Below are 22,368 nucleotides of genomic sequence, written 5' to 3'. Positions count from 1 at the left end.
ATACGTGAATACTATTTGAGAAGAAACTAAGTTTTTATGTTAAAATAAAAATAAGATTGTGAAACATTGCACTTATGCTATAGGCTCAAAATAGCTAAATTCGATTTTCATGGTATTAAAATATTTATTGTATTTGATTAAATAGGAGGGCTATTTTGGAGATTACATTAAGTTTCATATGTATTATATTGGTGGCTTCTGTTTTGCAAACAAGTACAGGTTTTGGCTTTTCCATAATGGCAACACCTTTCTTACTAATGTTATTCTTACCACAAGAAGCTATACAAATAAATATCATTTTATCATTAATTATTTCCATATCACTCATTTGGAAAATAAGAATGGACATTGACTTTATTCTACTGAAAAGGTTAACTATTGGAAGTATAGTTGGTGTACCTTTTGGGATTTTACTCTTCATTTCCATTAATATAAACGCTTTTAAATTAGCAATTAGCATCCTGCTCTTACTATTAACATTGATGCTAATATGCAACTTTAAGGTTAAATCAACACCATTTAGAGATTTTATAGTTGGTGGATTATCAGGGCTTTTAACGACCAGTATCGGTATGCCAGGACCACCCCTGTTACTTTACTTTACAGGAACTGATACGAAAAAAGAGACGTTGAGAGCAACTACTTTAGCTTTTTATCTATTTATATATTTCATTAGTCTACTAACTCAAATACTCTTTACTGGCACAAACAAAACAATTTGGGAATCAAGTTTTTATGCTATTCCAATCGTATTTCTAGGTTTGTATATAGGTCAAATTATTTTCAAATGGCTTAATCAACGGATTTTCAAAATATTTACGTACATCCTTTTAAGTTGTACGGGGGTTTATCTTCTTATTGAAAGTTTGAACTTGTTATAGAGGGTGCTTTAGGTAGTGCACAATAATAGATAGGTTCAAACGAAATTATTGCTGCATTTTCAAGTGCGATGGGGCATTCTATATCAAAACTTAAATAACTTTATTGGCAGTTTACAATTAGCAATAATCGTTCTTTCATAAGACAAATATTTTAAATCGAATACTAAATATAACGATAAAAAGCGGCTATTATGCCGCTTTTTACATTAAATATTTTATAAAGCAAAGACCTGCACTTACTATCACGAATATATTAAAAAATAAGAAAAACCCTTTTTCAAAATCTGTATACTTTTCTACTTTTACTCCGCGTTTTTTTAACTCCATAACTATCATTGCAACTTCACGTGCATACTCAATACTTCCAAATTGTATATGAGTGTTATTATATTTAATCTCAAAGACATTTTTCATTTTTTTATGTTGCGAAATGGATTGTATATCCTCTATTGGCATGCTATGTTCATTTGTTTTTTTAAAATAACAATCTAACCCTTTCATAATCACTCTTTTATTTGTTAAAACGATATAATAATAAAAAGTAGCTCCTACGTAATATATATTTGGTATTACTTTATTATTTGCCATATATCCTTCGTCTACTAACAGTTCCTTCTCAATTTCTTCACCAGCTTGTAATTCGTTGCGAATTGACTCTTCCAACATTTGTAAAGTTATTTTTTTTAATAACTCTCCATTTCTCACATAATACTTATCTATATTTATAGACTCATTCGCTTCTTTCTCTAAACGTGTAATTTCTTCTTCTGAATATTGGAGTTCGTTTAACATCGATAATAGTCTTTTATCCATATTACACACTCCCTTTCCACAGTTTTTGAAGTTTTTTCTTCCCTCGAGAAATTCGGTTGTATATATAATCCGCCGTTACTTTTAATTCTTTTGCAATATCGTCAATGGAATAACCATCAATATACCTCTTTAAGAAGATATATCGATCCTTTTTATTTAAATCTTGCACGATTTCCATAATCTCTTCTTCTTGTTCTATTTCATAACTATCATGGATACCTTTATCTATTTCGACGTCTTTATCCATTTTGTTCTCTCTATATACTTTCTTTTTATATTCCAATGCCTTTAATTTAGTAATACCAATCATCCAAGATTTTAAGTTTCCCTTTTCTATATCAAATTGGTCGATACGAAACCAAATGACAGTAAATACATCGTTATAACAATCATCTACATATTGTTTCTCAATAGGGGTACTTAATGATTTATGAATAATGTATAAAACTAATTTTCCATATTGATCAATGACTTCTTTCAAAGCATCTTGATCACGTTTTTTCATAGCTATAATTAAATCCTCTTCAGAATCAAAAGTCATAAACATCTTCCTTCCTCAGTTCCCCTTTAGCAGCTGCTTTTACTTACTATTGGCATTTCATTCTCATTTTCTATCACTTTTGTAAAAATTTATTAATTTTTATTTCTATGTATATGATAGCAAAGAAAATACATTTCTCCTCCAAAAAAGACAAACCCGCATTCCAGGTTTGCCTTTTTACTTATTTCTTATTTAATCCTTTTTCATTTAAAAACTCTTTCATATGCATTCTTTTCTCTTTGGACATAAATGAGCTCATTGATTCCGTCCATGTTACGTTTTTTTGATTTGACGATCTTTCTTTGTAATACGCACTCATCGTTTCATCATATTCGTTTAATAATTCATCATATTTCTTTTCATCGTATCCATTTTCATGAAGAATGGCCGCTACCGGTAAACGTGGCTTAACTCCATGATCTTCATTTGGTACGCCCACTGTCATTCCGAATACCGGATATACTTTATCCGGTAAATGAAGCAATTCACTCACTTCTTTCGGGTTATTACGAATTCCGCCAATATAACAAATGCCGTATCCTAATGATTCAGCTGCAAGTGCTAAGTTTTGTGCAAATAATGAGGCATCTACTGTTGCTACAATAAAGTCCTCTACTCCCTCATGTTTAATTTCTGTTCCATGTTTCTCACATGCAGTTTCTAGACGTTTTAAATCCGCACAGCATACAAAGAATGCTGCGCAGTCTTTCACATGACGATTCCCGGATAATTCAGCTAGTTTAGCCTTTAGTTCCTGATCTGTTACATATATAAGAGAATACGCCTGTACAAAATGTGAGGAAGCTGCATGCTGCGCAGCTTGCACCATTCTTTCTACTATCTCTTTTGAAATTGGTTCTTCTTTATATTTACGAACTGAAACGTGTTGCTCCATTTTATGTATCATCTCATTCATAAAAACCACTCCTTTTTTCTCTTCATAATAAAAAATTAACATATCTTTTTCATTATTCACAACTTATAAGCAAAAAAAGAGCACTCCTTTGTGAGTTGCTCTTTTTTAAATACATATTAATATGGTAAATGAAATTATATCGACTTTACACACATAACGACAACGTTAAGCTGCTTTCAATACTTTAATACCTTTAACAATATTCCAAATGAAGTAGTAAATCCCTACAAAAATAAACACTGCATACGTTATAACCATCCCAATTCCAACGCTCTCAGACTGATTGAAACTTAAACCGTATACTCCTGATAGTGCTACTCCACCAAATAAAATTGCGTATGGGAAAACATGTGACCAAAATGCTTTTTTCGCATGGTATTTCACTTCATCTTCCCCAACGAAGTACACGATAATTGGTAGTAAAAATGGTGCAAAAAAGATACTAAAGTAACAAAGCGAAGATAAAATATTATTTCCTTTCATCCGATTCACCTCTAAAGTTTTTTGTTACCTTCATTATGTCAGGAAACCTTTCCAGAAACTATCGCTTTACCTTTCATGAACATGACATTTTTGTAAGATTTTCCTCGAAATAAATCCCGCCTCAAATTTTGGACGGGATTACTTTAACTATATTCGATTCATAAACCAATATTGCGTAATCGCTAAATATTCTCGTACATTCGATGGAATGATAATTGGCTTCGGTGTTTTGGCCGGAAGCCCTTCTAATTGCAAACCTTGTTTTGCAGCTATTTTTTTCGCTCTAAACATATGGAAATCGTTTGTTACGATCATACCTTTTTTCATATTGGCTGGAATTAACGGTTTTGAGAATTTAATATTTTCATCTGTGCTCGTCGACTTATCTTCCATTATAATGCGGTCTTCTGCAATATTTTGTTTCATTAATCCTTGTTTCATCGCTAATGCTTCTGTAATATCTTCACCTTTTCCTTGGCCTCCAGATACAATAGCAATTGTTTTATCATGTAATTTTAAATACTCAGCTGCTTTATCAATACGATATTGCAATGAATAAGAAGGTTTTGTTCCATTTACTTTCGATCCTAGTACAATTATATAATCCGCATCATCAATTGCATTCATATGCCCATGCTTATAAATGTTATATTGTAAAAACCCCGCATATACGGCGCAAATCATTATAACAACTAAAATATACTTGATTATTTTCTTCTTTCTCATATCCATATACCCCTATTCCCTTTACTTCCTTTATCATAATATCCACTTATTCGTTTGTATACAGACGAATTCCAATTAAGCCTAATTTATCCTCCAAAAGGTAATATTTCTATTAATTTCGGGAATAGTAAGTACAACTTCGCACGAAGGAGTGTCCCTATTGCTTCTCTTTTTATGTAACGTATCATTCTTTTTCATCTTATTTTTACTATCACTTAAGCTACTTGGTAAATCTGCATTAGCACAACTAACTCCTCATGATTTTGGGGCTATTATCTTTTTATCTTATTTAGCTTTTCAAGCCATACCAGTCGCTGGTGCTTTACAAGCATTTCTCGGTATGGTCGTTATTACATGTTTGCATTTGCTTCTTACAAAATTAAGCCTACTCAACAAACTAAATCGTTTTATTCTCGGACACCCCATTATTTTAATTAAACATGGTGATATTATTTTTGAGAACTTACAAAAAAGTAGATATCCAATCCCTGAATTGCTTTCTAACCTTCGCGTCGCAGGATATCCAAGTGTTCATGAAATTGAGTATGCGATATTAGAAGCGAATGGAGCTATTAGTATTTTACCAAAAAGAGAACTTGTGCCTCTGACTCCAAAAGATTTGAATATAAATGTTAAGTATGCAGGCTTACCAATTGCTCTTATCGTTGATTCACAAATTCAATACGATAACTTAAAATTAATCCATAAAAATGAAAAGTGGTTACATACAGAGTTAATGGAGAAAGGCGTTACAAATATTAAAAATGTGGCTTTCGCTTCTGTGCAGGAGACAGATGGATCTTTTGCGATTAGTTTAAAAGAATGAAAAAAAATCCCCTTACTTGTTCAAGGGGATTTTCTTCACTATATTGCTTTTCTCTCTCGCCATGTTTAACGGAACAGGATGTTTCATACGATTCATCGTAAATACGATAATTGCTGTCAATACTTCCGCTACTGGCATAACGAGCCAAATTCCGTTTATACCAAATACTTTTGGCATAATCCATAACAATGGGATAACAAATAGTAAACCTCGGCTCATTATTATAAGTACTGATTTTTTCGTTTGTCGCACTGATTGGAAATACTCTCCATACACAATGTTATAGCCTAAAAATACATATTGAATAAAGAATAAACTAATACCTGTTAACGTTAACTCCAATAGTTCTGGCGATTGAACATTAAATAAACCTATAATATATTTCCCGAAGAATAAACCGACAACAATCGCAATGCCTCCGAGTATAAGCGCAATTTTCACAGCAAACTGTAATCCTTCACGCAATCTTTCTGATAAGTTTGCACCGTAATGGAAACTAGCGATTGGTTGTAATGCTGCACCAACACCGAAGAATAATAGTAATGTCATTGCATGAATACTATTCACCATCGCATAGGAAGCGACTCCTATTTCTCCTGCATATTGAACGAATGCAATGTTAAAACCGATCGTTACGATTGCAACTGTACTTTCTGCTGTAAAACTTGGGAAACCGATCACCATAATTTGTTTAACCGTATCCCATTCAAAATGGAATTTCGTCCATTTTAAAATACTACTTTTTCTAAAAAAGTGAGTTAATAATACAAGGAAACCAATTGCCGCCGAAAGAATAGTAGCTGAAGCAGCACCAGTTACACCCCATCCAAAGATGAAAATAAAAATATAGTCGAACACTATATTTAATACAGCCGCTACAACAAGACCTGCCATTGCTAAATTAGGATTTCCGTCATTTCGTATAAATGTACTTAAAATATTTTCTAAAACGTATATCATTCCAAATGTTAATAACACCTGTAAATAGTCTAATGCGTATGGTAAAATCACTTCATTCGCACCAAATAAATATGCTAAATCTTCTATTCTCCATAAGCAAATAGCCGCTAAAACGCCAACGATAACAACTGCTACTGTCATAGATTGAGTAAAGATAGACCTTGCTCTTTCCAGTTTATTTTCACCTAGTGCAATGGAATATAGCGTTGCTCCGCCCATTCCAATCCATAATGAAATAGAGAAGAAAATTGAAAATGCTGGAATAGCTACGTTTACTCCGGCTAAACCGTTCGCTCCAACTCCTCTACTAATCATGACTGCATCAATCACAATATTAACCGACATTAATACCATCCCAAGAACAGCTGGTATTAAATACGTAATAAATAAACTTTTAATTGGTTTTCCTCTTAATTTTTCTGTTGTTTCCATCATATAAATGCTCCTTTTTCAATGCTCTGTTCACAGTTTAAACCTTCAAGTTACTTGAAGGTCAATAGAGAATCAAAAAATATATAAGCCTATTTTTTAACAACAGGTATTTGAATTTCCGTTACTTGCTCCTTCGGATTTTCTGTTACGGACCAATCAATTAATGCAAGTTCCAGTGCATCTCCGCACACTTCATATCCTTCGTTATCAATGTGCTTTAATAATTCCGTATACGTTGCGTCTGTTTCTTCATATGGTCCATGGTGATAAGAACAGGCAAATATCCCTTCTTTTATTTCATCTGAAGTATGCGCTTCAAAAGGCATGTAATCCAATAAAATAAACACACTGTTATATGCTTGAAACTCATTTTGCATTAATGCTTTTTTTGAAACTGTTACACCGATATCACCTGAAAATAAACTATTATCAATTTGCTTCATATTTTTTTGCAACGAATGGATATAATATTCAAACATATCATCCGTTGTATTTGGTGCAACTGCAATTGCTGTAATTTTTCGTTTCGGTATCTTTTTATAAATAATTTGATTTGCTTCAGATTTCGTCGCTTTCTTCATTAAATGGATTTTATGTTCCATTTTTGCCAAAGCATACTCGATTTCTCTTTGTTTTTTCAGCATCATTTCTTGTTGTTTTTCAAGTAAATTCAGTGCATAAGATGGATTTCGTTCATCAATATATTTCTTTATTTCCTTTAACGGGATGTTCAATTGGCGTAAAAATTTAATCGTATCTAATAGTGAAAACTGATCAATTGTGTAATAACGATAATTCGTTTGAGGGTCAACAATTGACGGATGAAAAATCCCTTTTTCATCATAATAACGTAATGTAGATTCCGCTATATTATGCATTTTCGCCATTTCCCCAATTGTAAAACGTTGATTTAATAACATTTTTCTTTCTCCATTCATTATATGTAAACTTTATTACTTCCTATTATATATCTATATCCCCCGTTTCTAAAACGAATCCTCTCATGAAAATCTGCTATTTTTTCATTGATTTTTAATAAATTTTATTATATATTAATTACAGGTTCAAATTACAAGTTCAAAAGAACTCGTAATCAGACCCTTTGTTTAATGGATCTTTACATATTATCATTAGGCAAATTCCGAGAAATCGTATGATAAAAATAAAAAATGATGAGGAGAGGATCAAATGGAATTCGAATTTTTCTTTCAGATTGCACTTATTTTATTAAGTACAAAGCTCGCTGGTGACCTTAGTGTTAGATTAGGTCAACCTTCTGTACTCGGTAAATTAATTGTTGGTATCGTTATCGGTCCAGCTATATTCGGATGGATTGAGAATTCAGAACTTCTAACACAATTAAGTAATGTCGGAGTTATTCTTTTAATGTTTATGGCAGGACTTGAAACAGACTTAGAAGAATTAAACGCAAATCGTAATTCTTCTTTAGCTGTTGCACTTGGAGGTATCGTTCTTCCATTCGTAGGTGGTTACGTTGCCGGTCTTGTTGTCGGTATGGAACAAGGGAATGCTGTCTTTTTAGGATTACTTCTATGTGCAACAAGTGTTAGTATTTCCGTTCAAACACTTCGTGATTTAGGTAAAATGAAAACACGTGAAAGTACGACGATGCTTGGAGCCGCTGTATTTGATGACATTCTTGTTGTTATTTTATTAGCATTTGCAATGAGCTTCTTAGGCACAGATGACGTTAACTTAACAATGATTATCTTGAAGAAAGTAGTATTCTTTGCTTCTATCATTTTAATTGGTTGGAAAGGTGTTCCAGCAATCATGCGTTGGTTATCACCGCTTCGCGTATCTGAGTCTATCGTTAGTGCTGCGCTTATCATCTGTTTCTCATTCGCATACTTCGGCGAACTATTAGGAATTGCTGGTATTATCGGTGCTTTCGCAGCTGGTATCGCTATTTCTCAAACGAACTACAAACATGAAGTAGAAAAGAAAGTAGAACCAATTGCTTACGCTATGTTCGTTCCAGTATTCTTTGTTAGTATCGGTATGAATATTACATTTGACGGTATTGGCGATCAAATTTGGTTCATCTTAGCATTAACAGTTATCGCTGTATTCACAAAACTAATTGGTTGTGGATTCGGTGCACGAATGACTGGATTTGATGCAAAGTCTTCTGCAATTATCGGTGCTGGTATGGTTTCTCGTGGTGAAGTTGCACTTATCATCGCAGGAACAGGACTTTCTTCTGGCCTATTAGCACAAGATTACTTTACAGCTATCGTTATTGTCGTTATTTTAACTACAATGATTACACCACCAATGTTAAAATACACTTTTGGTGCAAAAGATAAAGCAATGAAAGCAAGTAAATAAGTTTCATATAATAAAAGGAGATTGCTATCTTATAAGATAACAATCTCCTTTTTCATTTTATCTTTAAACAATTCCATTCATTTTTAACCAGTTTTCAAACATAGTTCGCGCTTCTTCATCATCGATATCATCACGAAACGAATATACTTTTATGCCATAGTCATCTATATATTCACCTAGCTTCATTTTCTCCACCTTTTTATAAAAATTGTCTGCCTCATATCGTGGAATATAAGCATCCCAAACTGGTTCTTTTATTCTTTTGTAAGCTGTTATTTCTAAATCATACCCGTCTTCATAATATCCGATGTGATAATGTTTGTTAGGATCATATTTCTCCATTAAAAGCTCCTCCTAATAAAAGCGAGCCTTATATTACAGCTCGCTCCTTTCGTTCTATTTATTAAATACGTTCCATCGCTGTCTTCACCGTTCCAACAACAAAGGCAATTTCTTCACTTGAAATCACAAGTGGCGGTGCCAATGTTAAAATGTTATTATACCCCGCTGTTGTCATACCGTTACGCCCAATAATAAGTCCTTTTTCTTTACAAGCATTTACAACACTTGCAATTTTGTCGTTATCAATTGGTTCTTTCGTCGTTTTATCATTTACTAGTTCGATTCCAACTAATAGCCCTTTCCCTCTAATATTACCAACAAGTGGATGTTCTCCGATTTCTTCTTTTAATTGATTTAATAAAAGCGAACCCATTTGTGCAGAGCGCTCAATTAAATTTTCATTTTCCATAATCTCTAAGTTTTTAAGCGCTAATGCACAAGCCGCTGGATTTCCACCAAATGTATTAATATGGCGGAAGAATTCATATTCTCCTGTTCCTTTAAATGCCTCATAAATTTCTTTTTTTACAGCTGTTGCTGATAATGGTAAATATGCGCTCGTAATACCTTTTGCCATCGTAACGATATCAGGCTTAACGTCATAGTTCATAAACCCAAATGCTTTTCCTGTACGCCCGAAACCACAAATAACTTCATCACTTATAAGTAGTGCTCCGTGTTTTTGACACGTTTCATGAACAGCTTTCATATAGTCTTGTGGCGGCATTAAAATACCTCCGCCTGTAATAATTGGCTCCATAATAAATGCTGCTATCGTTTCACTTAATTCCCATGTCATAACACGATCTACTTCTTTTACGCATTCTACATCATAAATATTTTGTGATTCCATTTCTGGCATGCGGTAACAATCTGGAGGCGTTACGTGTAAAAAACCTGAAGCAAATGGCTCATATTGGTATCTACGTTGTGCTTGGCCAGTTGCCGCCATCGTTGCCATTGTGTTTCCGTGATAACCACGATAACGTGACATAAATTTGTAACGATGCGGTTCACCTTTTTGAGCATAATATTGTCTTGCTATTTTAAAAGCGGTTTCATTCGCTTCTGATCCACTATTAGAGAAGAAAATAACATACTCTCCACCAAGCCACTCGTTTAACTTTTCAGCGAGCTTAATTGCTGGTTCATGTGATTGTGACATCGGAAAATATGATAATGTTTGCAATTGCTTATAAGCTGCCTCTGCAAGCTCTTTTCTTCCATATCCGCTATTTACACACCAAAGACCACTCATACCATCTAAGTATCTTTTTCCTTGTATATCTTCAACCCAGCACCCTTCTGCTTTTGCCCCTACCATTGTACTACTTGGACTAAAGGGACGCATTCCGTGCCACACATATTGCTCATCTTTTGCTAATAATTCATCAGTTTGTTTTGTCTTCATCATTTCTTCCACCTTCCATAACAACTTATTTTTCACAAAGCTACACTGGTGCCATGATGAGTTAAATTTCTCCCTGCCTATTTTCATTCCACAAATACAAGACAAATCCTACCAAAATTAAAGTAATATTTATAAGAAAATGTCAAAAGAAAGAGGAGCTTTTCTTATATTTCGAAAAGCTCCTCTTTTTTTAATGCGAAGATGCATCACTAATACCATGACCAGTATTAGATTTCACAAGAATTTCATCAAATTTCGCTGCATCTTCTTTCTTACTAGAGAAAACAGTTCCTAAATATGCTGCAAGAAACCCGAGTGGGATCGAAATAATTCCAGGTGTCGTATATGGGAATATCGCTTCTCCAACAAAAATAGCTTTTCCAGCTACTGGGTTCCAAACATTTGGACTTAACGCTACAAGAACAATCGCTGATACAAGACCAATAATCATACCAGAAATTGCTCCTGTTGTATTAAAACGCTTCCAATAGATTGTAAATAATATAACCGGTAAATTTGCACTCGCTGCAACCGCAAATGCTAGTGATACTAAAAATGCTACGTTTAATGTTTGAGCAAATAAAGCAAGTATAATAGATACTATCGCTACTCCAATAGACGCATAACGAGCCATTGACACTTGCTCTTTTTCCGTTGATTTTCCTTTACGGATAATCTCATTATAAAAATCATGCGCGAATGCTGATGCTGCTGTTAACACAAGTCCTGCTACTACAGCTAAAATAGTTGCAAAAGCAATTGCTGATACGAAAGCAAATAAGAAATCTCCGCCTAATGCTTTTGCTAATAAAGGTGCTGCCATATTACCAGCAGGGTTTGCTTTAATAATCGCCTCATTTCCTACAAACGCTGCTGCCCCAAACCCTAAGAAAATTGTCATAATATAAAACGCGCCAATTAACCACGTCGCATATACAACAGATTGACGTGCAGTTTTTGCATCACGTACTGTAAAAAAGCGGACAAGAATATGTGGTAATCCCGCTGTACCAAGGACTAGTCCTAAATTTAAAGAAAGTGTATCAAGACCATCCTTATACTTTACTCCTGGATTTAAAAACGAATCTTTTAATGGAGTAGCTGTTTTCATGTGAGCGAACATTTCAGTCACACTGAAATTAAATTTGGAGAAAACGATAACAGAAATAATAAATGTCCCTGCCATAAGTAGTACAGCCTTTACAATTTGAACCCAGCTCGTAGCTGTCATTCCTCCAAAAATAACATACACAGTCATAAGTGTACCTACGATTAATACAGATGTTGTATATTCAATACCTAATAATAGTTTAATAAGTGCACCCGCACCAACTAATTGTGCAATCATATAAAAAATTGAAATCGTCATCGTATTAACCGCTGCTATACCACGAACTTTTTTCGCATCAAAACGTGCCGCAATCATATCCGCTAACGTGTACTTCCCTAAATTTCTAAGCGGTTCTGCGACAAGATATAGAACAACTAAATAAGCAACTAAAAAGCCGATACTATAAAAGAACCCATCAAACCCAGTTAACGCTATCGCTCCGGCTATACCAAGAAATGACGCAGCAGACATGTAATCCCCAGCAATAGCCAGACCATTTTGCCAGCCAGTTAATCCCCCTCCAGCCGTATAAAATTCACTCGCATTTTTCGTTTTTTTTGATGCAAAATAGGTTATGACGAGCGTACCAAGGACAATAATTAAAAATAGTGCAAACGCAGTAGTATTCAAATTCAGCCCCTCCCTTTTTGCATATTTTGCAGAATTTTTCGCGAAATCCCATCAAAGGATTCGGCTTTCTTGCTATAAATCATACATAATGACCATGTCATAATAAATTGCGCAAAAGCAAATACCCATGCCCATGTCACATCACCAAACGCCGGTGTATTAAGCACCTTTGAATACGATGTTAAAATAGGTAGTGCTATAAAAAAACTTAAAAAGAAAATACTCATCGGAATGATAAACTTCTTTTTCGTATTTAATAACAATTGAAACTCTTCAGACTGAACAACTTCTGTATAATTCACCTCATTTTTTAACTTACGTGCTGACGTATCATCTCGTTTCATTCTCTGGTCCCCTCTCTTAACTTAAAATACAATTCCCCTTGCATACAAAAAGACTAAATTTTATAAATATTCAGAAACTTATTTTCATTTTAGACAATCCGTACATTCCTGCAAAGATTTTTCGATAGACATTTTTCGTCATTTTCTCCTAAATTTCCAATATACTTTTTTAACATAAAATTTGATTGATTCGATTAAACTTTTATTCCCATTAAAATAGAAGAAAGAAGTAGTGCTTATCGCACTACTTCTTTCTTTGTCTCCTTTTCTAAATTACGAGCTGTTTTACTTAATTCAACGTCTTTTCCATCTTTAAGTGTTCCAAATATAAAATCGAATACTGGATTTGAAACTCCGAACCAAAACTTTTCATTTTTATAATGGTGTAATATGTGCTGTTTTTTTAGCCATCTTCCAAACTTAGTGAAGGGACGAATCGGTTTATGTGCAATATAATGTTTCCATTCATAAACGAGGAGCATGATAATCATTCCGATTCCGAATGAAAGTGTAACAGTAACACTTTTTGTAATACCATACGTTATAAGTAAATATATAGTAAAGCTAGGTATACTAAACCATACAGGCAAAAATAAAAGTTTTAAATCATCTGGATATACGTGATGATCATAATGTAATCTTCTTAACATTTTTAATAAAAATGCGTTTTTAGGCGGCTTTAAATGGAATAAAAAACGGTGTGTCATATATTCGTTAAACGTATAAAAAACAATCCCAAACATACACGCTAACATACCAATCCATGTGAAAAATTGCATTTTTAAAATAATAATAAAAATTAATAGAACACTATACATAATAACAATATCATGTTGTAAAAAAAACTCTTTCACCACTCTCTTCATCTTACTTCCCCCTTTTCCACAAAAACAGCCGCAACATATCGTTACGACCATTTTTTTCTATTTCATTCTTATTCTATTCACTTTACAAATTTGCCTGCTGTTCTATTGTCGAGAAAAAAGTGTTCGGACCAAATATATTTTGCTTCGGAATAATGTGTTCTACTGCAAACACTGTTACTTCTCCTCTTTGTACTTCTCCAATAATGAGACCAAATACTTCATGATTTACCGCAAACGTTGGTTGTTTCGTTTGCAGTAACCTTGCTGCATTTTTAAATACCGCTTCATATAGTGGATTCCTATCAGTAATTTCTTTTCGGATTTTTGGTGCTAAAGTGATGATAATTTCTTTTCCGTCAATAGTGGTTCGATACATAAAAATCTCCCCTTCAATCTTATATGAACAACTGTAAAGCTTTGTATGCAAAATGGATAGAATATCCTACTAAAATAATACCTGCTCCGGCTGTAATATAGCCAAGTGCTTTTTTCTTTAATAAAGTTCTTCCAAAATGTACAGAAAAAGCAATATTTAAATTCCACAAAATAATACCAACAATAATACAAAGACTGTACAAAAAAGCTTCTTGTTTCGTTACCTTTGTAAGCAACGAGCTAAGTGTACTTCCATATATACCAAACCAAAAAACGAGATTTAATGGATTGGATATCGCAATTAGAAATCCTGCCATAAAAGATTGTTTAAGTCCACCTATCTCTTCTTGTTTATATTCCATATTAGAGTGAGAAATTCCTTGTTTTACACTTTGAAACCCTAAATAAAACAACAAGAAAAAACCAGCGCAATACATAAAAGCTTGTACATATGTATACATAAACACAGAAGATAAACCAAAATAAATAAGCAGCATAAACAAAATATCAGCAGTCATTCCTCCGATTCCAACAATCCACGCATGCCAAAATCCACGTTCAATTCCTCGTTTTAACATTTCAATATTAATCGGACCTACAGGTGCAGCTAATGAAATACCTAATACTATTTGTTGTATAATTGCTCCAAACATCGCTCTATCCTTTCTACTTCTTTTACTATTAAGTAATGATGCAAATAAAGAAAATAGACTAGCTTTCATAAAAATTATTCACTAATACAATACCCTTTTTTATCCAAAATATGCAAAAGAGCCATCCAATTGATGGCTCTTATTTCTCTACTCTATGATGAAAAGGACATTTACCTTTAATCGGCTCAATATCATCCCCTATGAAATATTGTTTCCATTCACGATGATTAGGATCGCCGTAGTGACTAATGTTAGGGTGCTTCGGCAACTGATCCCACTTTTCAACTCGTTCACGGACCATTTGTCTTGAATACGACCCTTTAGGACGATCTCCTTCTAATCCATCGAAAATAGTTCGTGGCTGGAATCCAATAACGAGAGAATTTCCTAAATGCCTAGTCTTTCGCTGTTTATAAGCTGGCGCATTCCCAAATGCAAATATTGCTTCACCACCAAATGAAAATTCCCATAAATGATGGTCTGGATTTTTCGGGATTTGCTTTGGCCATAATTGATTATCTTGTTCATGCAAATATTGTAGTACTTTCCAAAAATAATCTCGATAATATTCGATTGATTTTTCTTCACATTCCGGTTCCACAAAAAGAAAAAATCCTCTTCTTACAATCGGCCGCTCTTTCATTAGCTCCAAAAAAGTTAACATTGTATTGGGCAAATGACTCCAATCATTATGAGAGAGAAATGAATAACGAAGTTCATTCTTCTTCAAAGCTGTTAAACCGAAATAACACGGGAAGGTTGGTTCTAACACGACACTCGAAAAATCATGAAATTCTTTTGCAACCCAATTCGGTATGTCGACTCTATTTTTCATCCCTTCATTATCTAATAAATAAGACTTATCCATTCTTTCACCTCATTATGTACAGCATTCACTTAAGAATATTACATACTCGGCTTGTCCTATACCTTTTTAAAAATTCGAGAAAAATTAATTCAAAATACAAAATTTTAAAAACGCTTACTTGACTAAATTCTACCAATTCATGTATATTTAAATTAATCATTTAGCAGAATATTCGATAATATAGCATTTTTTATTTTTATTATTTTTTAATGAATTTCACTAAATGAAAAAAGGAATCGTTTTTAGGAGGAATTGTGACATGCAAGGAAAAGTAAAATGGTTTAACAATGAAAAAGGTTTTGGATTTATCGAAATGGAAGGCTCTGAAGATGTATTCGTACATTTCTCTGCTATTCAAAGCGACGGCTACAAAGCTTTAGAGGAAGGTCAAGAAGTATCTTTCGACATTACTGAAGGAAACCGTGGACCTCAAGCTGCTAACGTAGCAAAACTTTAATCCCACATATGACAGGAGGTTACCTTACTTGGTAACCTCCTTTGTTATTCCTTTGTATATTTCCGTTTTCCAGAGCAAAAACTATGTGAAATGCGCAAAATACAAAGGAGGCAATAACAATGGGGTCACATGTAAATGATTTTGAAGAGGTAAAATTCCGTGTAGAAACTGCACAAAAAATGGTAGGTTCTGCAACAATTTCAATGGATCCAGACACATTAGAGCATGCCACTACTGCAGTAGAATCGGCTCGTTCTCAGCTTGAAATCATGAAATCCGTTGCAACGGATTTAGATGAGCCATTTCTAATGAATGAAGAAAAAAAATTAAGTAAATGCGAGCATCAATTACATGAAGCGAAGCACTAAAAAACATCCAGAGAAAATTCTCTGGATGTTTTTTCATGACAATTGCTCCCCATACTTTTTCAACTTCTCTCCAACCGTACATTGCCGTATACAAAAAGAATGGGCATAGTATTTACTATGATTTTTCCGATTATGTTCCTGCAGGAAACACCCTCCGCAATACGTTTCTAATAAGTCATTTACCTCTGTAATGAGTTGCTTCTTCTTCACGTGTGCACCTCTCTATTCGGTTATTTCTTTATGACTATCAATTGTCGTCCCTTCTAATGCTTGCGCTGCTAATTGATGTGCCTCTTTATTTTGTTTTCTAGATATCGGTTCACAAATAAGCTTTAATTTCATTTGCTTCGCTTTTTGTTCAATTTGATCTAAGTAATGATTTAAATGTTCATCATAGCAAGGCCATTCACCAGCTAATTGCTGCAGTACAACTTGAGAATCTCCACGAAGTGTAACTGCTTCATATTTAATTCCTAATTCCTCGAGTGTATTCATCCCGTATAATAATGCTGCATACTCGGCTTCGTTATTATCATATATGCCTTCTATGTATGCATTACGACGAATTCGATAATTTGTATTTCCTTTTTTATAGTATACACATATACCAACCCCAGCTTCTTTCGTCTGTACATCATAACCACCATCAAAATAAACTTGAATTTCTTGCGGATCTTCCTCCACTTGCTTACTCAGTTTTTTCATTTCTTTTAATGACCATTCCGCGTCCATTTCATCGAAAAATAAAAGTTCTTTCACCCTACCTGTTTTCTCAAAATCCTCCGCAAATTGAAGTACTTCTTCTATGTTCATATAATCTGTTGTTAATTCAGTCTGTAAACCACGCTTCGTTTTATACAACCAATGTATTTTATATTTCATACTAGATTCCCCTTTTATAAGACTTCTTATATTTATCCCGCATGAACGGTCAGTAAGACTCCCACCTTAAAATTTAACGAAAGCAAAGAAGTTAAGTGGGAGTCAGGCTGTCCGTAAATGCCCGATTGGTGCGGGCTAATAATCAGTGGGGTCCCCCCACTGATTAAAGTTTCACTTTATTTTATTATATTTTATCAAAAGTCACAGTATTATATACAATTTAATCACATACAAAAAGAGCCATCCTAAGTAAGGACAGCTCTTTCATCTATTGCATAAATCTTTCAAATTGCACTCGCTTATTAATCCAGTACATTACAGGCATACCAATTGCCATTACAACAAATTCACCAACTGCACAAGTTAGCCATGTCAATAAAAATGGCAGATCAAACGCAAGATGAAGTTCAATTGCAATCATAAACATTGTGACTGTAAAAATAACTGTATTAAAAATCATACGAGCCCAAACACCTTTAATGAAGCGCATAGAAATAATAGTTGCAAGTAATGCAAGAATGGATTGCCCTACTCCAAATACTAAATCATAAGCGATCATAGGTGAGAAAAAGAGATTCGTTAAAAATACACCTAATACAATCCCGTAAATTGCTTTCTTATTGAATACAACAAGATGATTAAACATCTCTGAAATACGAAACTGTACACTGGTAAAGCCAAATGGCTGAATAAGCATAGAAACAGCAATATATAATGCCGCTAAAATACCATTACCGACTAATGTCCTTATATTCATGACAAAATCTCCTTAGTTTTTTTACGTGGGATGGTTTCGAACCACGTTATTCGTTTTTTAAGCAACAAGAATATATTTTACGCAATAGACACTCTCTCGTCAATAGATTCCTATCATTAACTACCTTTTTTCTTTTAGAAAACGTATAATAAAACATATGAAAGTTTTAGGAGGTTTCACTTCATGACAGCAACAATTCAAAATGAAAAAGTGATCGTTTCCATTTCTGACAAAGGTGCAGAATTACAAAGCGTTCGCTTAAAAGAAGATAACACTGAATACTTATGGCAAGGCGATTCTACTTATTGGGGGCGCCGCGCACCAATTTTATTCCCAATTGTCGGCCGATTAGTAGATAATACATACTACGTAGATGGTAAACCGTATTCTTTAACACAACACGGCTTTGCTCGTGATCTTACATTCTCTGTACAAGAACAAAGTGAAACGAAAATCACTTATATTGTAACTAGTAATGAAGAAACATTAAAAAAATACCCATACGAATTCGAATTACTCGTTTCTTATGAGCTAGACGGACAAATCGTTCATGTAACATATGAAGTAAATAATCCTGCTTCAAAAGAGATGTTCTTCTCAATCGGAGCACATCCTGGTTTCAACTTCCCCTTATTAGAGGGCGAATCATTTACTGATTATCATTTAGCATTTAATGGTTCTGAACGCTTAGAAACAAGCGTATTAGAAGGACCTTATCTTTCAAGTAAAAAACAATTAATTGCTGAAAATACGAATGAATTACCACTTACATACGATTTATTCAAAAATGATGCGCTTATTTTTGAAAATATGAATACGAATGAAATCTCTATTCGTTCTCATAAACATAATAAATTTGTAAAAGTAGAATTTGACGGATTCCCATTTGTCGGCGTATGGACACCAGGCGAAAACGCACCTTTCTTATGTATTGAACCTTGGTACGGTATTGCTGATGAAGTAAATCCGGCAAAAGATTTCAAGGAAAAAAAAGGAATTCAATCTTTACAAGCGAATGAAACATTTACATGTCGTTATAGTATTACAATCGGCTAAAATACTCTATCCCCTACTTCAAAGAAACATATAAGTAGGGGATCATCTTATAATTTGGAGGTTTCTCATTTTGATTGAAGTATATATTGATGGTGCATCAAAAGGAAATCCTGGTCCTTCTGGTGCAGGAGTGTTTATTAAAGGTGTGCAACCAGCTGTACAGTTATCATTGCCCCTTGGGACAATGTCCAATCATGAAGCAGAATACCACGCTTTACTTGCGGCATTAAAATATTGCACGGAGCATAATTATAACATTGTCTCTTTTCGTACCGATTCGCAGCTTGTCGAGCGAGCTGTCGAAAAAGAATACGCAAAAAATAAAATATTTGCACCACTATTAGAGGAAGCATTGCAGTACATAAAAAGTTTCGATCTCTTTTTTATTAAGTGGATTCCAAGTAGTCAAAATAAAGTTGCTGATGAATTAGCTAGAAAAGCTATCTTACAAAATTAACGGGGGTATGAGTGTGAAAAAAGATTGGGTTGCTCCTCTTGCTTTATTATTTGTCTCTTTTATTTGGGGAGCTACGTTTGTTGTCGTCCAAAATGCTATGTCTTTCGTTGGTCCATTTACTTTTAATGGGATTCGCTTTTTATTCGCTGGAATTATTTTATTATTCGTTCAAATGATTTTCTCAAAAAAAGCTTCAAAACAAGATATAAAACAGAGTAGTCTCGCTGGATTGATTGTTGGATTCTTTTTATGTGTTGGCTATTTATTACAAACATTCGGCTTACTTTATACAACTTCTTCAAAAGCTGGTTTCTTAACAGGGCTTAGTATCGTTATGGTACCAATTTTGTCTTTTATCTTTTTAAAACAAAAAGCTACCATTTTCATCGTACTTGGCATTGCTGTAGCAACAGCAGGTTTATACTTATTAACGGCTGGTGATTCTTTTCAATTAAACATTGGAGATATACTCGTTCTCGGTTGTGCAGTTGCTTTTGCTGCCCATATTCTTGTTAACGGTTTCTTTTCTAAGAAAATATCACCTTTATTACTAAGCACCTCTCAAGTATTAGCTGTCGGTATATTTTCTTCTATTTGCGCTTTTTTGTTTGAAGATTGGGAAAAATTATTTTCAGTTTCACTATGGACGAATCAATCCTTTTTATTCGCTCTATTTCTAACTTCCCTATTTGCGACATCCATTGCTTTTTTCATTCAAACATCGGCACAAAAACATACTTCTCCAACAAGAGTAGCAATTATTTTCGCAATGGAGCCCGTTTTTGCTGCATTAACAGGCGTTCTAGTTGCAAATGAACAGCTTTCTATTTCTGCTATTATTGGATGTCTATGTATTTTCCTAGGTATGGTTTTTGTTGAATTACCTTCCAAAACAAAAAAAGAAGCGCAGGCTGCGTGAAGTTATGCTTGTAACTTCCGCATAAAAGCCTTAGCGCTTTTTTTATCTGTAATTTCTTCTTCTTTCAATCGTTCTAATAACGCAACAAAATAACTGCCATCAAACTGTAATTGATGTTTAATCGTCGCTTCTATTGCTACGTTCACAATCCCATCAGATGCACCAGTATATCCTTGTCCGAACATAATAAATCCTTGTGCTTCCTCTGATAATTTAAATCCTTTCGTATGTAAGAATGAAAGATAATCTTCTACTGTTTGCATGATATTCCCACCTACTCAAAAATTCTCCACTTCTTATCATACATGTTTTTATACTCTATGAGAATGAAATCTATTTGACAACTTTGTAAATCTATCGTCTACTTCTTAGAAAAAAAAGGAGTTCCTTACAATATAAAAGAATATGTAAAGTGGAATTTATTTTATATTAAAGGGGATATCGAATGAAACAAGCACTATTAATTATCGATGCTCAGCAAGAATTAATGGATGGAAATGAACAAGAAAATGAAGTTTTTCGTAAAACCGAGCTATTATCTACACTAAATACAGCCGTACAGAAAGCAATAGATGCAAATGCCCTTACTGTTTTCGTAAGAGATATCGATGTTGCTTCTGGTAGCGGAGAAGGATTTGAAGTACATAATCAAATTAAAGTACCTCAGTCTGCAATCCTTATTAATAAAGCAGCAACAAACTCATTCTATGGCACTTCTTTACTTGAACTTTTAAAAGAAGAAAAAATTAATCATATTGTTATAGGTGGATGTAAAACAGAACATTGCATTGACACCGCAGTTAGAACAGCTACTGTACAAGGATTTGACGTTACATTAATTAAAAATGGTCATTCCACAACTGATTCTGACGTATTGTCTGCAGAGCAAATTATTGGTCATCATAATAAAACTCTACACGGTCATTATAATGTTGATCATTTTTCTATGGTGAGAGATGTCGAGGAAGACCTCTTTCAGCCAACTCACGACCAATATCGTGATTAACGAAAAAGAATCCTTTTCACAAAAGGATTCTTTTTTATCCAAAAATTTGCGCTGCAATACTGTATAGTTCTCCATTTCTTTTCAAAAATTGATCACTATTTTTTATCATAATTGGTGGGTATTAACCTTTTGAAAACCAGTAACCTCTAATTCTTTCATGAAACCTTTCTTTCCTTCTGGTACATCAATTCTTAATTTACCATGATGCTCTCTTGCTAAATAATGTACCATTCTCATTGCCATCGTATCATTTTTAGCAACGACCGGTCCTATTATTTTATTTTCTGGCGTTTGTATACTTAAACCGTAACCTAATACATTTTGTTGTGCATCCTTTGTAACAATACATTGTTCACTTTGAATAATTCGATACTTTAAAAACTCTTCTCTATTTGTTCCAAATGCATCTTTATCTATTTGTATTATTTCTTCTAAATCACGTTCTTCATAATTCACAATATACTCTTCATTTCCTACACAATGGTAATTCGCATTGTACGAGTTACATATGTATTTAGAAACATAACTAACAGACCTGAATCCTAGTCTTTCATATAAAATTTTCCCCTCATCCGTGGCAATAAGCATAATGGGGGTTTGAGTTAATACGCTTTTAACACATAAATCCGTTATTATCTTTCCAATCCCTCTTCGTTTATAATCTGGATGTACAATTACCATTCCAATTGAGGCTAATGTCTCCCCGTATAGTATAATTGCTGCGCTAGCAATAAGCTCCTCTCTCTCATTTACTACACCATATACTATACCCGTATTCAAAATCATCTCAATTTCCTCTCTGTTGTAATCCCAGCCAATATGAGAAGATAATGCTACAATATCCTCTATTCTCCCTTTCCTAAGACGCTCCACCCTAATCTCCACTTCAATCATTCCCCATCCCCTTCTTTAGACGTTTGAACCATTCTGCATGAA

At 33.9% G+C, this 22,368-nt stretch carries 28 protein-coding genes, 1 pseudogene and 1 riboswitch; of the genes and pseudogenes, 9 read left to right on the top strand and 20 right to left on the bottom strand.

Features of this window, described 5'->3' with window-relative positions; translation table 11 throughout:
- Positions 1-155: 155 nt before the first annotated feature.
- Positions 156-881: a sulfite exporter TauE/SafE family protein gene (locus tag MR066_RS07380; protein ID WP_088031653.1), complete on the top strand. Its 726-nt coding sequence runs from the start codon at positions 156-158 to the stop codon at positions 879-881.
- A 201-nt stretch (positions 882-1,082) separates the two neighbouring features.
- Here MR066_RS07380 and MR066_RS07375 read toward each other — a convergent pair whose 3' ends face one another.
- The 5 genes from MR066_RS07375 to MR066_RS07355 all read right to left on the bottom strand — a co-directional run bounded on the left by MR066_RS07375 (position 1,083) and on the right by MR066_RS07355 (position 4,318).
- The gene (locus MR066_RS07375; RefSeq protein ID WP_002189058.1) at positions 1,083-1,694 is read right to left on the bottom strand and encodes a PH domain-containing protein; all 612 of its coding nucleotides are present in this window, start codon (positions 1,692-1,694) and stop codon (positions 1,083-1,085) included.
- Position 1,695: 1 nt separating this feature from the next.
- Positions 1,696-2,241, bottom strand: a complete 546-nt coding sequence (locus MR066_RS07370; RefSeq protein WP_242246446.1) for a sigma-70 family RNA polymerase sigma factor — start codon at positions 2,239-2,241, stop codon at positions 1,696-1,698.
- A 175-nt stretch (positions 2,242-2,416) separates the two neighbouring features.
- Positions 2,417-3,151 carry an oxygen-insensitive NADPH nitroreductase gene (gene nfsA / locus MR066_RS07365; RefSeq protein WP_113735616.1) on the bottom strand — a complete coding sequence of 245 codons (735 nt, stop codon included), beginning with the start codon at positions 3,149-3,151 and terminating at the stop codon, positions 2,417-2,419.
- Positions 3,152-3,316: 165 nt separating this feature from the next.
- The gene (locus MR066_RS07360; protein ID WP_242246444.1) at positions 3,317-3,634 is read right to left on the bottom strand and encodes a magnetosome magnetite crystal formation protein family; all 318 of its coding nucleotides are present in this window, start codon (positions 3,632-3,634) and stop codon (positions 3,317-3,319) included.
- A gap of 147 nt (positions 3,635-3,781) precedes the next feature.
- Positions 3,782-4,318 carry a YdcF family protein gene (locus tag MR066_RS07355; RefSeq protein ID WP_306475273.1) on the bottom strand — a complete coding sequence of 179 codons (537 nt, stop codon included), beginning with the start codon at positions 4,316-4,318 and terminating at the stop codon, positions 3,782-3,784.
- Between the two features lie 202 nt (positions 4,319-4,520).
- On the opposite strand from MR066_RS07355, the gene MR066_RS07350 reads away from it, so the two are divergent.
- Complete coding sequence (locus MR066_RS07350) at positions 4,521-5,186, top strand: DUF421 domain-containing protein (RefSeq protein WP_242246443.1); 666 nt, start codon at positions 4,521-4,523, stop codon at positions 5,184-5,186.
- A 12-nt stretch (positions 5,187-5,198) separates the two neighbouring features.
- On the opposite strand, the gene MR066_RS07345 is transcribed toward MR066_RS07350, so the two are convergent.
- Positions 5,199-6,578, bottom strand: a complete 1,380-nt coding sequence (locus MR066_RS07345) for an MATE family efflux transporter (protein ID WP_242246727.1) — start codon at positions 6,576-6,578, stop codon at positions 5,199-5,201.
- An 89-nt stretch (positions 6,579-6,667) separates the two neighbouring features.
- Positions 6,668-7,498 carry a MerR family transcriptional regulator gene (locus MR066_RS07340; RefSeq protein WP_002086530.1) on the bottom strand — a complete coding sequence of 277 codons (831 nt, stop codon included), beginning with the start codon at positions 7,496-7,498 and terminating at the stop codon, positions 6,668-6,670.
- 268 nt (positions 7,499-7,766) lie between these two features.
- Between MR066_RS07340 and MR066_RS07335 the strand changes: the two genes are divergently transcribed.
- Entirely contained in the window at positions 7,767-8,930 is a 1,164-nt protein-coding gene (locus MR066_RS07335) for a cation:proton antiporter (protein WP_002030896.1), read from the top strand.
- 63 nt (positions 8,931-8,993) lie between these two features.
- On the opposite strand, the gene MR066_RS07330 is transcribed toward MR066_RS07335, so the two are convergent.
- The 8 genes from MR066_RS07330 to MR066_RS07295 all read right to left on the bottom strand — a co-directional run bounded on the left by MR066_RS07330 (position 8,994) and on the right by MR066_RS07295 (position 15,530).
- Entirely contained in the window at positions 8,994-9,272 is a 279-nt protein-coding gene (locus tag MR066_RS07330; RefSeq protein ID WP_088039085.1) for a DUF3986 family protein, read from the bottom strand.
- A 61-nt stretch (positions 9,273-9,333) separates the two neighbouring features.
- Positions 9,334-10,683, bottom strand: a complete 1,350-nt coding sequence (locus MR066_RS07325; RefSeq protein ID WP_242246441.1) for an aspartate aminotransferase family protein — start codon at positions 10,681-10,683, stop codon at positions 9,334-9,336.
- A 190-nt stretch (positions 10,684-10,873) separates the two neighbouring features.
- Positions 10,874-12,424, bottom strand: a complete 1,551-nt coding sequence (locus tag MR066_RS07320) for a solute symporter family protein (protein WP_242246439.1) — start codon at positions 12,422-12,424, stop codon at positions 10,874-10,876.
- Positions 12,425-12,426: 2 nt separating this feature from the next.
- Complete coding sequence (locus tag MR066_RS07315; RefSeq protein WP_012260649.1) at positions 12,427-12,768, bottom strand: DUF485 domain-containing protein; 342 nt, start codon at positions 12,766-12,768, stop codon at positions 12,427-12,429.
- 236 nt (positions 12,769-13,004) lie between these two features.
- Complete coding sequence (locus MR066_RS07310; RefSeq protein ID WP_012260648.1) at positions 13,005-13,634, bottom strand: sterol desaturase family protein; 630 nt, start codon at positions 13,632-13,634, stop codon at positions 13,005-13,007.
- Positions 13,635-13,716: 82 nt separating this feature from the next.
- Positions 13,717-14,010 (bottom strand): hypothetical protein, encoded by a 294-nt coding sequence (locus MR066_RS07305; RefSeq protein WP_002011898.1) that lies wholly within the window; start codon positions 14,008-14,010, stop codon positions 13,717-13,719.
- Between the two features lie 19 nt (positions 14,011-14,029).
- The gene (locus MR066_RS07300; RefSeq protein ID WP_002030886.1) at positions 14,030-14,662 is read right to left on the bottom strand and encodes a LysE family transporter; all 633 of its coding nucleotides are present in this window, start codon (positions 14,660-14,662) and stop codon (positions 14,030-14,032) included.
- A gap of 139 nt (positions 14,663-14,801) precedes the next feature.
- Entirely contained in the window at positions 14,802-15,530 is a 729-nt protein-coding gene (locus MR066_RS07295; protein WP_242246430.1) for a YqcI/YcgG family protein, read from the bottom strand.
- A gap of 259 nt (positions 15,531-15,789) precedes the next feature.
- On the opposite strand from MR066_RS07295, the gene cspB reads away from it, so the two are divergent.
- Complete coding sequence (gene cspB, locus MR066_RS07290; RefSeq protein ID WP_002011904.1) at positions 15,790-15,987, top strand: cold shock-like protein CspB; 198 nt, start codon at positions 15,790-15,792, stop codon at positions 15,985-15,987.
- Positions 15,988-16,106: 119 nt separating this feature from the next.
- On the top strand, positions 16,107-16,355 hold the full coding sequence (locus MR066_RS07285; protein ID WP_002011905.1) for a DUF2564 family protein: 249 nt from the start codon (positions 16,107-16,109) through the stop codon (positions 16,353-16,355).
- A gap of 33 nt (positions 16,356-16,388) precedes the next feature.
- Here MR066_RS07285 and MR066_RS07280 read toward each other — a convergent pair whose 3' ends face one another.
- The 3 genes from MR066_RS07280 to MR066_RS07270 form a co-directional block, all read right to left on the bottom strand.
- Entirely contained in the window at positions 16,389-16,565 is a 177-nt protein-coding gene (locus MR066_RS07280; protein ID WP_002011906.1) for a zinc-finger domain-containing protein, read from the bottom strand.
- Positions 16,566-16,577: 12 nt separating this feature from the next.
- Complete coding sequence (locus MR066_RS07275; protein ID WP_002126525.1) at positions 16,578-17,237, bottom strand: ribonuclease H family protein; 660 nt, start codon at positions 17,235-17,237, stop codon at positions 16,578-16,580.
- A gap of 268 nt (positions 17,238-17,505) precedes the next feature.
- Entirely contained in the window at positions 17,506-17,994 is a 489-nt protein-coding gene (locus tag MR066_RS07270; protein ID WP_002011909.1) for a QueT transporter family protein, read from the bottom strand.
- Positions 17,995-18,000: 6 nt separating this feature from the next.
- Positions 18,001-18,045, bottom strand: a riboswitch (PreQ1 riboswitch).
- A gap of 132 nt (positions 18,046-18,177) precedes the next feature.
- Between MR066_RS07270 and MR066_RS07265 the strand changes: the two genes are divergently transcribed.
- The 3 genes from MR066_RS07265 to MR066_RS07255 all read left to right on the top strand — a co-directional run bounded on the left by MR066_RS07265 (position 18,178) and on the right by MR066_RS07255 (position 20,426).
- Positions 18,178-19,050 (top strand): aldose 1-epimerase family protein, encoded by an 873-nt coding sequence (locus MR066_RS07265; protein ID WP_016101451.1) that lies wholly within the window; start codon positions 18,178-18,180, stop codon positions 19,048-19,050.
- Between the two features lie 70 nt (positions 19,051-19,120).
- Positions 19,121-19,507 (top strand): reverse transcriptase-like protein, encoded by a 387-nt coding sequence (locus MR066_RS07260; protein WP_002011911.1) that lies wholly within the window; start codon positions 19,121-19,123, stop codon positions 19,505-19,507.
- 13 nt (positions 19,508-19,520) lie between these two features.
- Positions 19,521-20,426, top strand: coding sequence for a DMT family transporter (locus MR066_RS07255; RefSeq protein ID WP_242246428.1), 906 nt, complete (start codon positions 19,521-19,523; stop codon positions 20,424-20,426).
- Positions 20,427-20,428: 2 nt separating this feature from the next.
- On the opposite strand, the gene MR066_RS07250 is transcribed toward MR066_RS07255, so the two are convergent.
- A complete protein-coding gene (locus MR066_RS07250) occupies positions 20,429-20,689 on the bottom strand; it encodes a DUF6123 family protein (RefSeq protein ID WP_001195213.1) in 261 nt (86 codons plus the stop codon).
- A 182-nt stretch (positions 20,690-20,871) separates the two neighbouring features.
- Here MR066_RS07250 and MR066_RS07245 point away from each other — a divergent pair, with 182 nt between their 5' ends.
- Positions 20,872-21,432 (top strand): cysteine hydrolase family protein, encoded by a 561-nt coding sequence (locus MR066_RS07245; protein ID WP_137076495.1) that lies wholly within the window; start codon positions 20,872-20,874, stop codon positions 21,430-21,432.
- A 34-nt stretch (positions 21,433-21,466) separates the two neighbouring features.
- On the opposite strand, the pseudogene MR066_RS07240 reads toward MR066_RS07245, so the two are convergent.
- Positions 21,467-22,326, bottom strand: a pseudogene (locus MR066_RS07240) (GNAT family N-acetyltransferase).
- Positions 22,327-22,368: the final 42 nt, after the last annotated feature.

This window comes from Bacillus cereus group sp. BfR-BA-01523 (assembly GCF_022662615.1).
GTDB classification, from domain to species: Bacteria; Bacillota; Bacilli; order Bacillales; family Bacillaceae_G; genus Bacillus_A; species Bacillus_A mycoides.
Note: the sequence above shows the minus strand (reverse complement) of the source record. Positions and strands in the feature narration are given on the sequence as shown.

What these genes read in the sequence shown, in the direction of transcription:
- MR066_RS07270 (WP_002011909.1), bottom strand. Translation starts at nt 17,994, where the DNA reads ATGAATATAAGGACATTAGTCGGTAATGGTATTTTAGCGGCATTATAT.
- MR066_RS07375 (WP_002189058.1), bottom strand. Translation starts at nt 1,694, where the DNA reads ATGGATAAAAGACTATTATCGATGTTAAACGAACTCCAATATTCAGAA.
- MR066_RS07250 (WP_001195213.1), bottom strand. Translation starts at nt 20,689, where the DNA reads ATGCAAACAGTAGAAGATTATCTTTCATTCTTACATACGAAAGGATTT.
- MR066_RS07265 (WP_016101451.1), top strand. Translation starts at nt 18,178, where the DNA reads ATGACAGCAACAATTCAAAATGAAAAAGTGATCGTTTCCATTTCTGAC.
- MR066_RS07340 (WP_002086530.1), bottom strand. Translation starts at nt 7,498, where the DNA reads ATGTTATTAAATCAACGTTTTACAATTGGGGAAATGGCGAAAATGCAT.
- MR066_RS07325 (WP_242246441.1), bottom strand. Translation starts at nt 10,683, where the DNA reads ATGAAGACAAAACAAACTGATGAATTATTAGCAAAAGATGAGCAATAT.
- MR066_RS07300 (WP_002030886.1), bottom strand. Translation starts at nt 14,662, where the DNA reads ATGTTTGGAGCAATTATACAACAAATAGTATTAGGTATTTCATTAGCT.
- nfsA (WP_113735616.1), bottom strand. Translation starts at nt 3,151, where the DNA reads ATGAATGAGATGATACATAAAATGGAGCAACACGTTTCAGTTCGTAAA.
- MR066_RS07330 (WP_088039085.1), bottom strand. Translation starts at nt 9,272, where the DNA reads ATGGAGAAATATGATCCTAACAAACATTATCACATCGGATATTATGAA.
- cspB (WP_002011904.1), top strand. Translation starts at nt 15,790, where the DNA reads ATGCAAGGAAAAGTAAAATGGTTTAACAATGAAAAAGGTTTTGGATTT.
- MR066_RS07245 (WP_137076495.1), top strand. Translation starts at nt 20,872, where the DNA reads ATGAAACAAGCACTATTAATTATCGATGCTCAGCAAGAATTAATGGAT.
- MR066_RS07345 (WP_242246727.1), bottom strand. Translation starts at nt 6,578, where the DNA reads ATGGAAACAACAGAAAAATTAAGAGGAAAACCAATTAAAAGTTTATTT.
- MR066_RS07355 (WP_306475273.1), bottom strand. Translation starts at nt 4,318, where the DNA reads ATGATTTGCGCCGTATATGCGGGGTTTTTACAATATAACATTTATAAG.
- MR066_RS07275 (WP_002126525.1), bottom strand. Translation starts at nt 17,237, where the DNA reads ATGAAATATAAAATACATTGGTTGTATAAAACGAAGCGTGGTTTACAG.
- MR066_RS07305 (WP_002011898.1), bottom strand. Translation starts at nt 14,010, where the DNA reads ATGTATCGAACCACTATTGACGGAAAAGAAATTATCATCACTTTAGCA.
- MR066_RS07295 (WP_242246430.1), bottom strand. Translation starts at nt 15,530, where the DNA reads ATGGATAAGTCTTATTTATTAGATAATGAAGGGATGAAAAATAGAGTC.
- MR066_RS07370 (WP_242246446.1), bottom strand. Translation starts at nt 2,241, where the DNA reads ATGTTTATGACTTTTGATTCTGAAGAGGATTTAATTATAGCTATGAAA.
- MR066_RS07310 (WP_012260648.1), bottom strand. Translation starts at nt 13,634, where the DNA reads ATGAAGAGAGTGGTGAAAGAGTTTTTTTTACAACATGATATTGTTATT.
- MR066_RS07360 (WP_242246444.1), bottom strand. Translation starts at nt 3,634, where the DNA reads ATGAAAGGAAATAATATTTTATCTTCGCTTTGTTACTTTAGTATCTTT.
- MR066_RS07315 (WP_012260649.1), bottom strand. Translation starts at nt 12,768, where the DNA reads ATGAAACGAGATGATACGTCAGCACGTAAGTTAAAAAATGAGGTGAAT.
- MR066_RS07335 (WP_002030896.1), top strand. Translation starts at nt 7,767, where the DNA reads ATGGAATTCGAATTTTTCTTTCAGATTGCACTTATTTTATTAAGTACA.
- MR066_RS07285 (WP_002011905.1), top strand. Translation starts at nt 16,107, where the DNA reads ATGGGGTCACATGTAAATGATTTTGAAGAGGTAAAATTCCGTGTAGAA.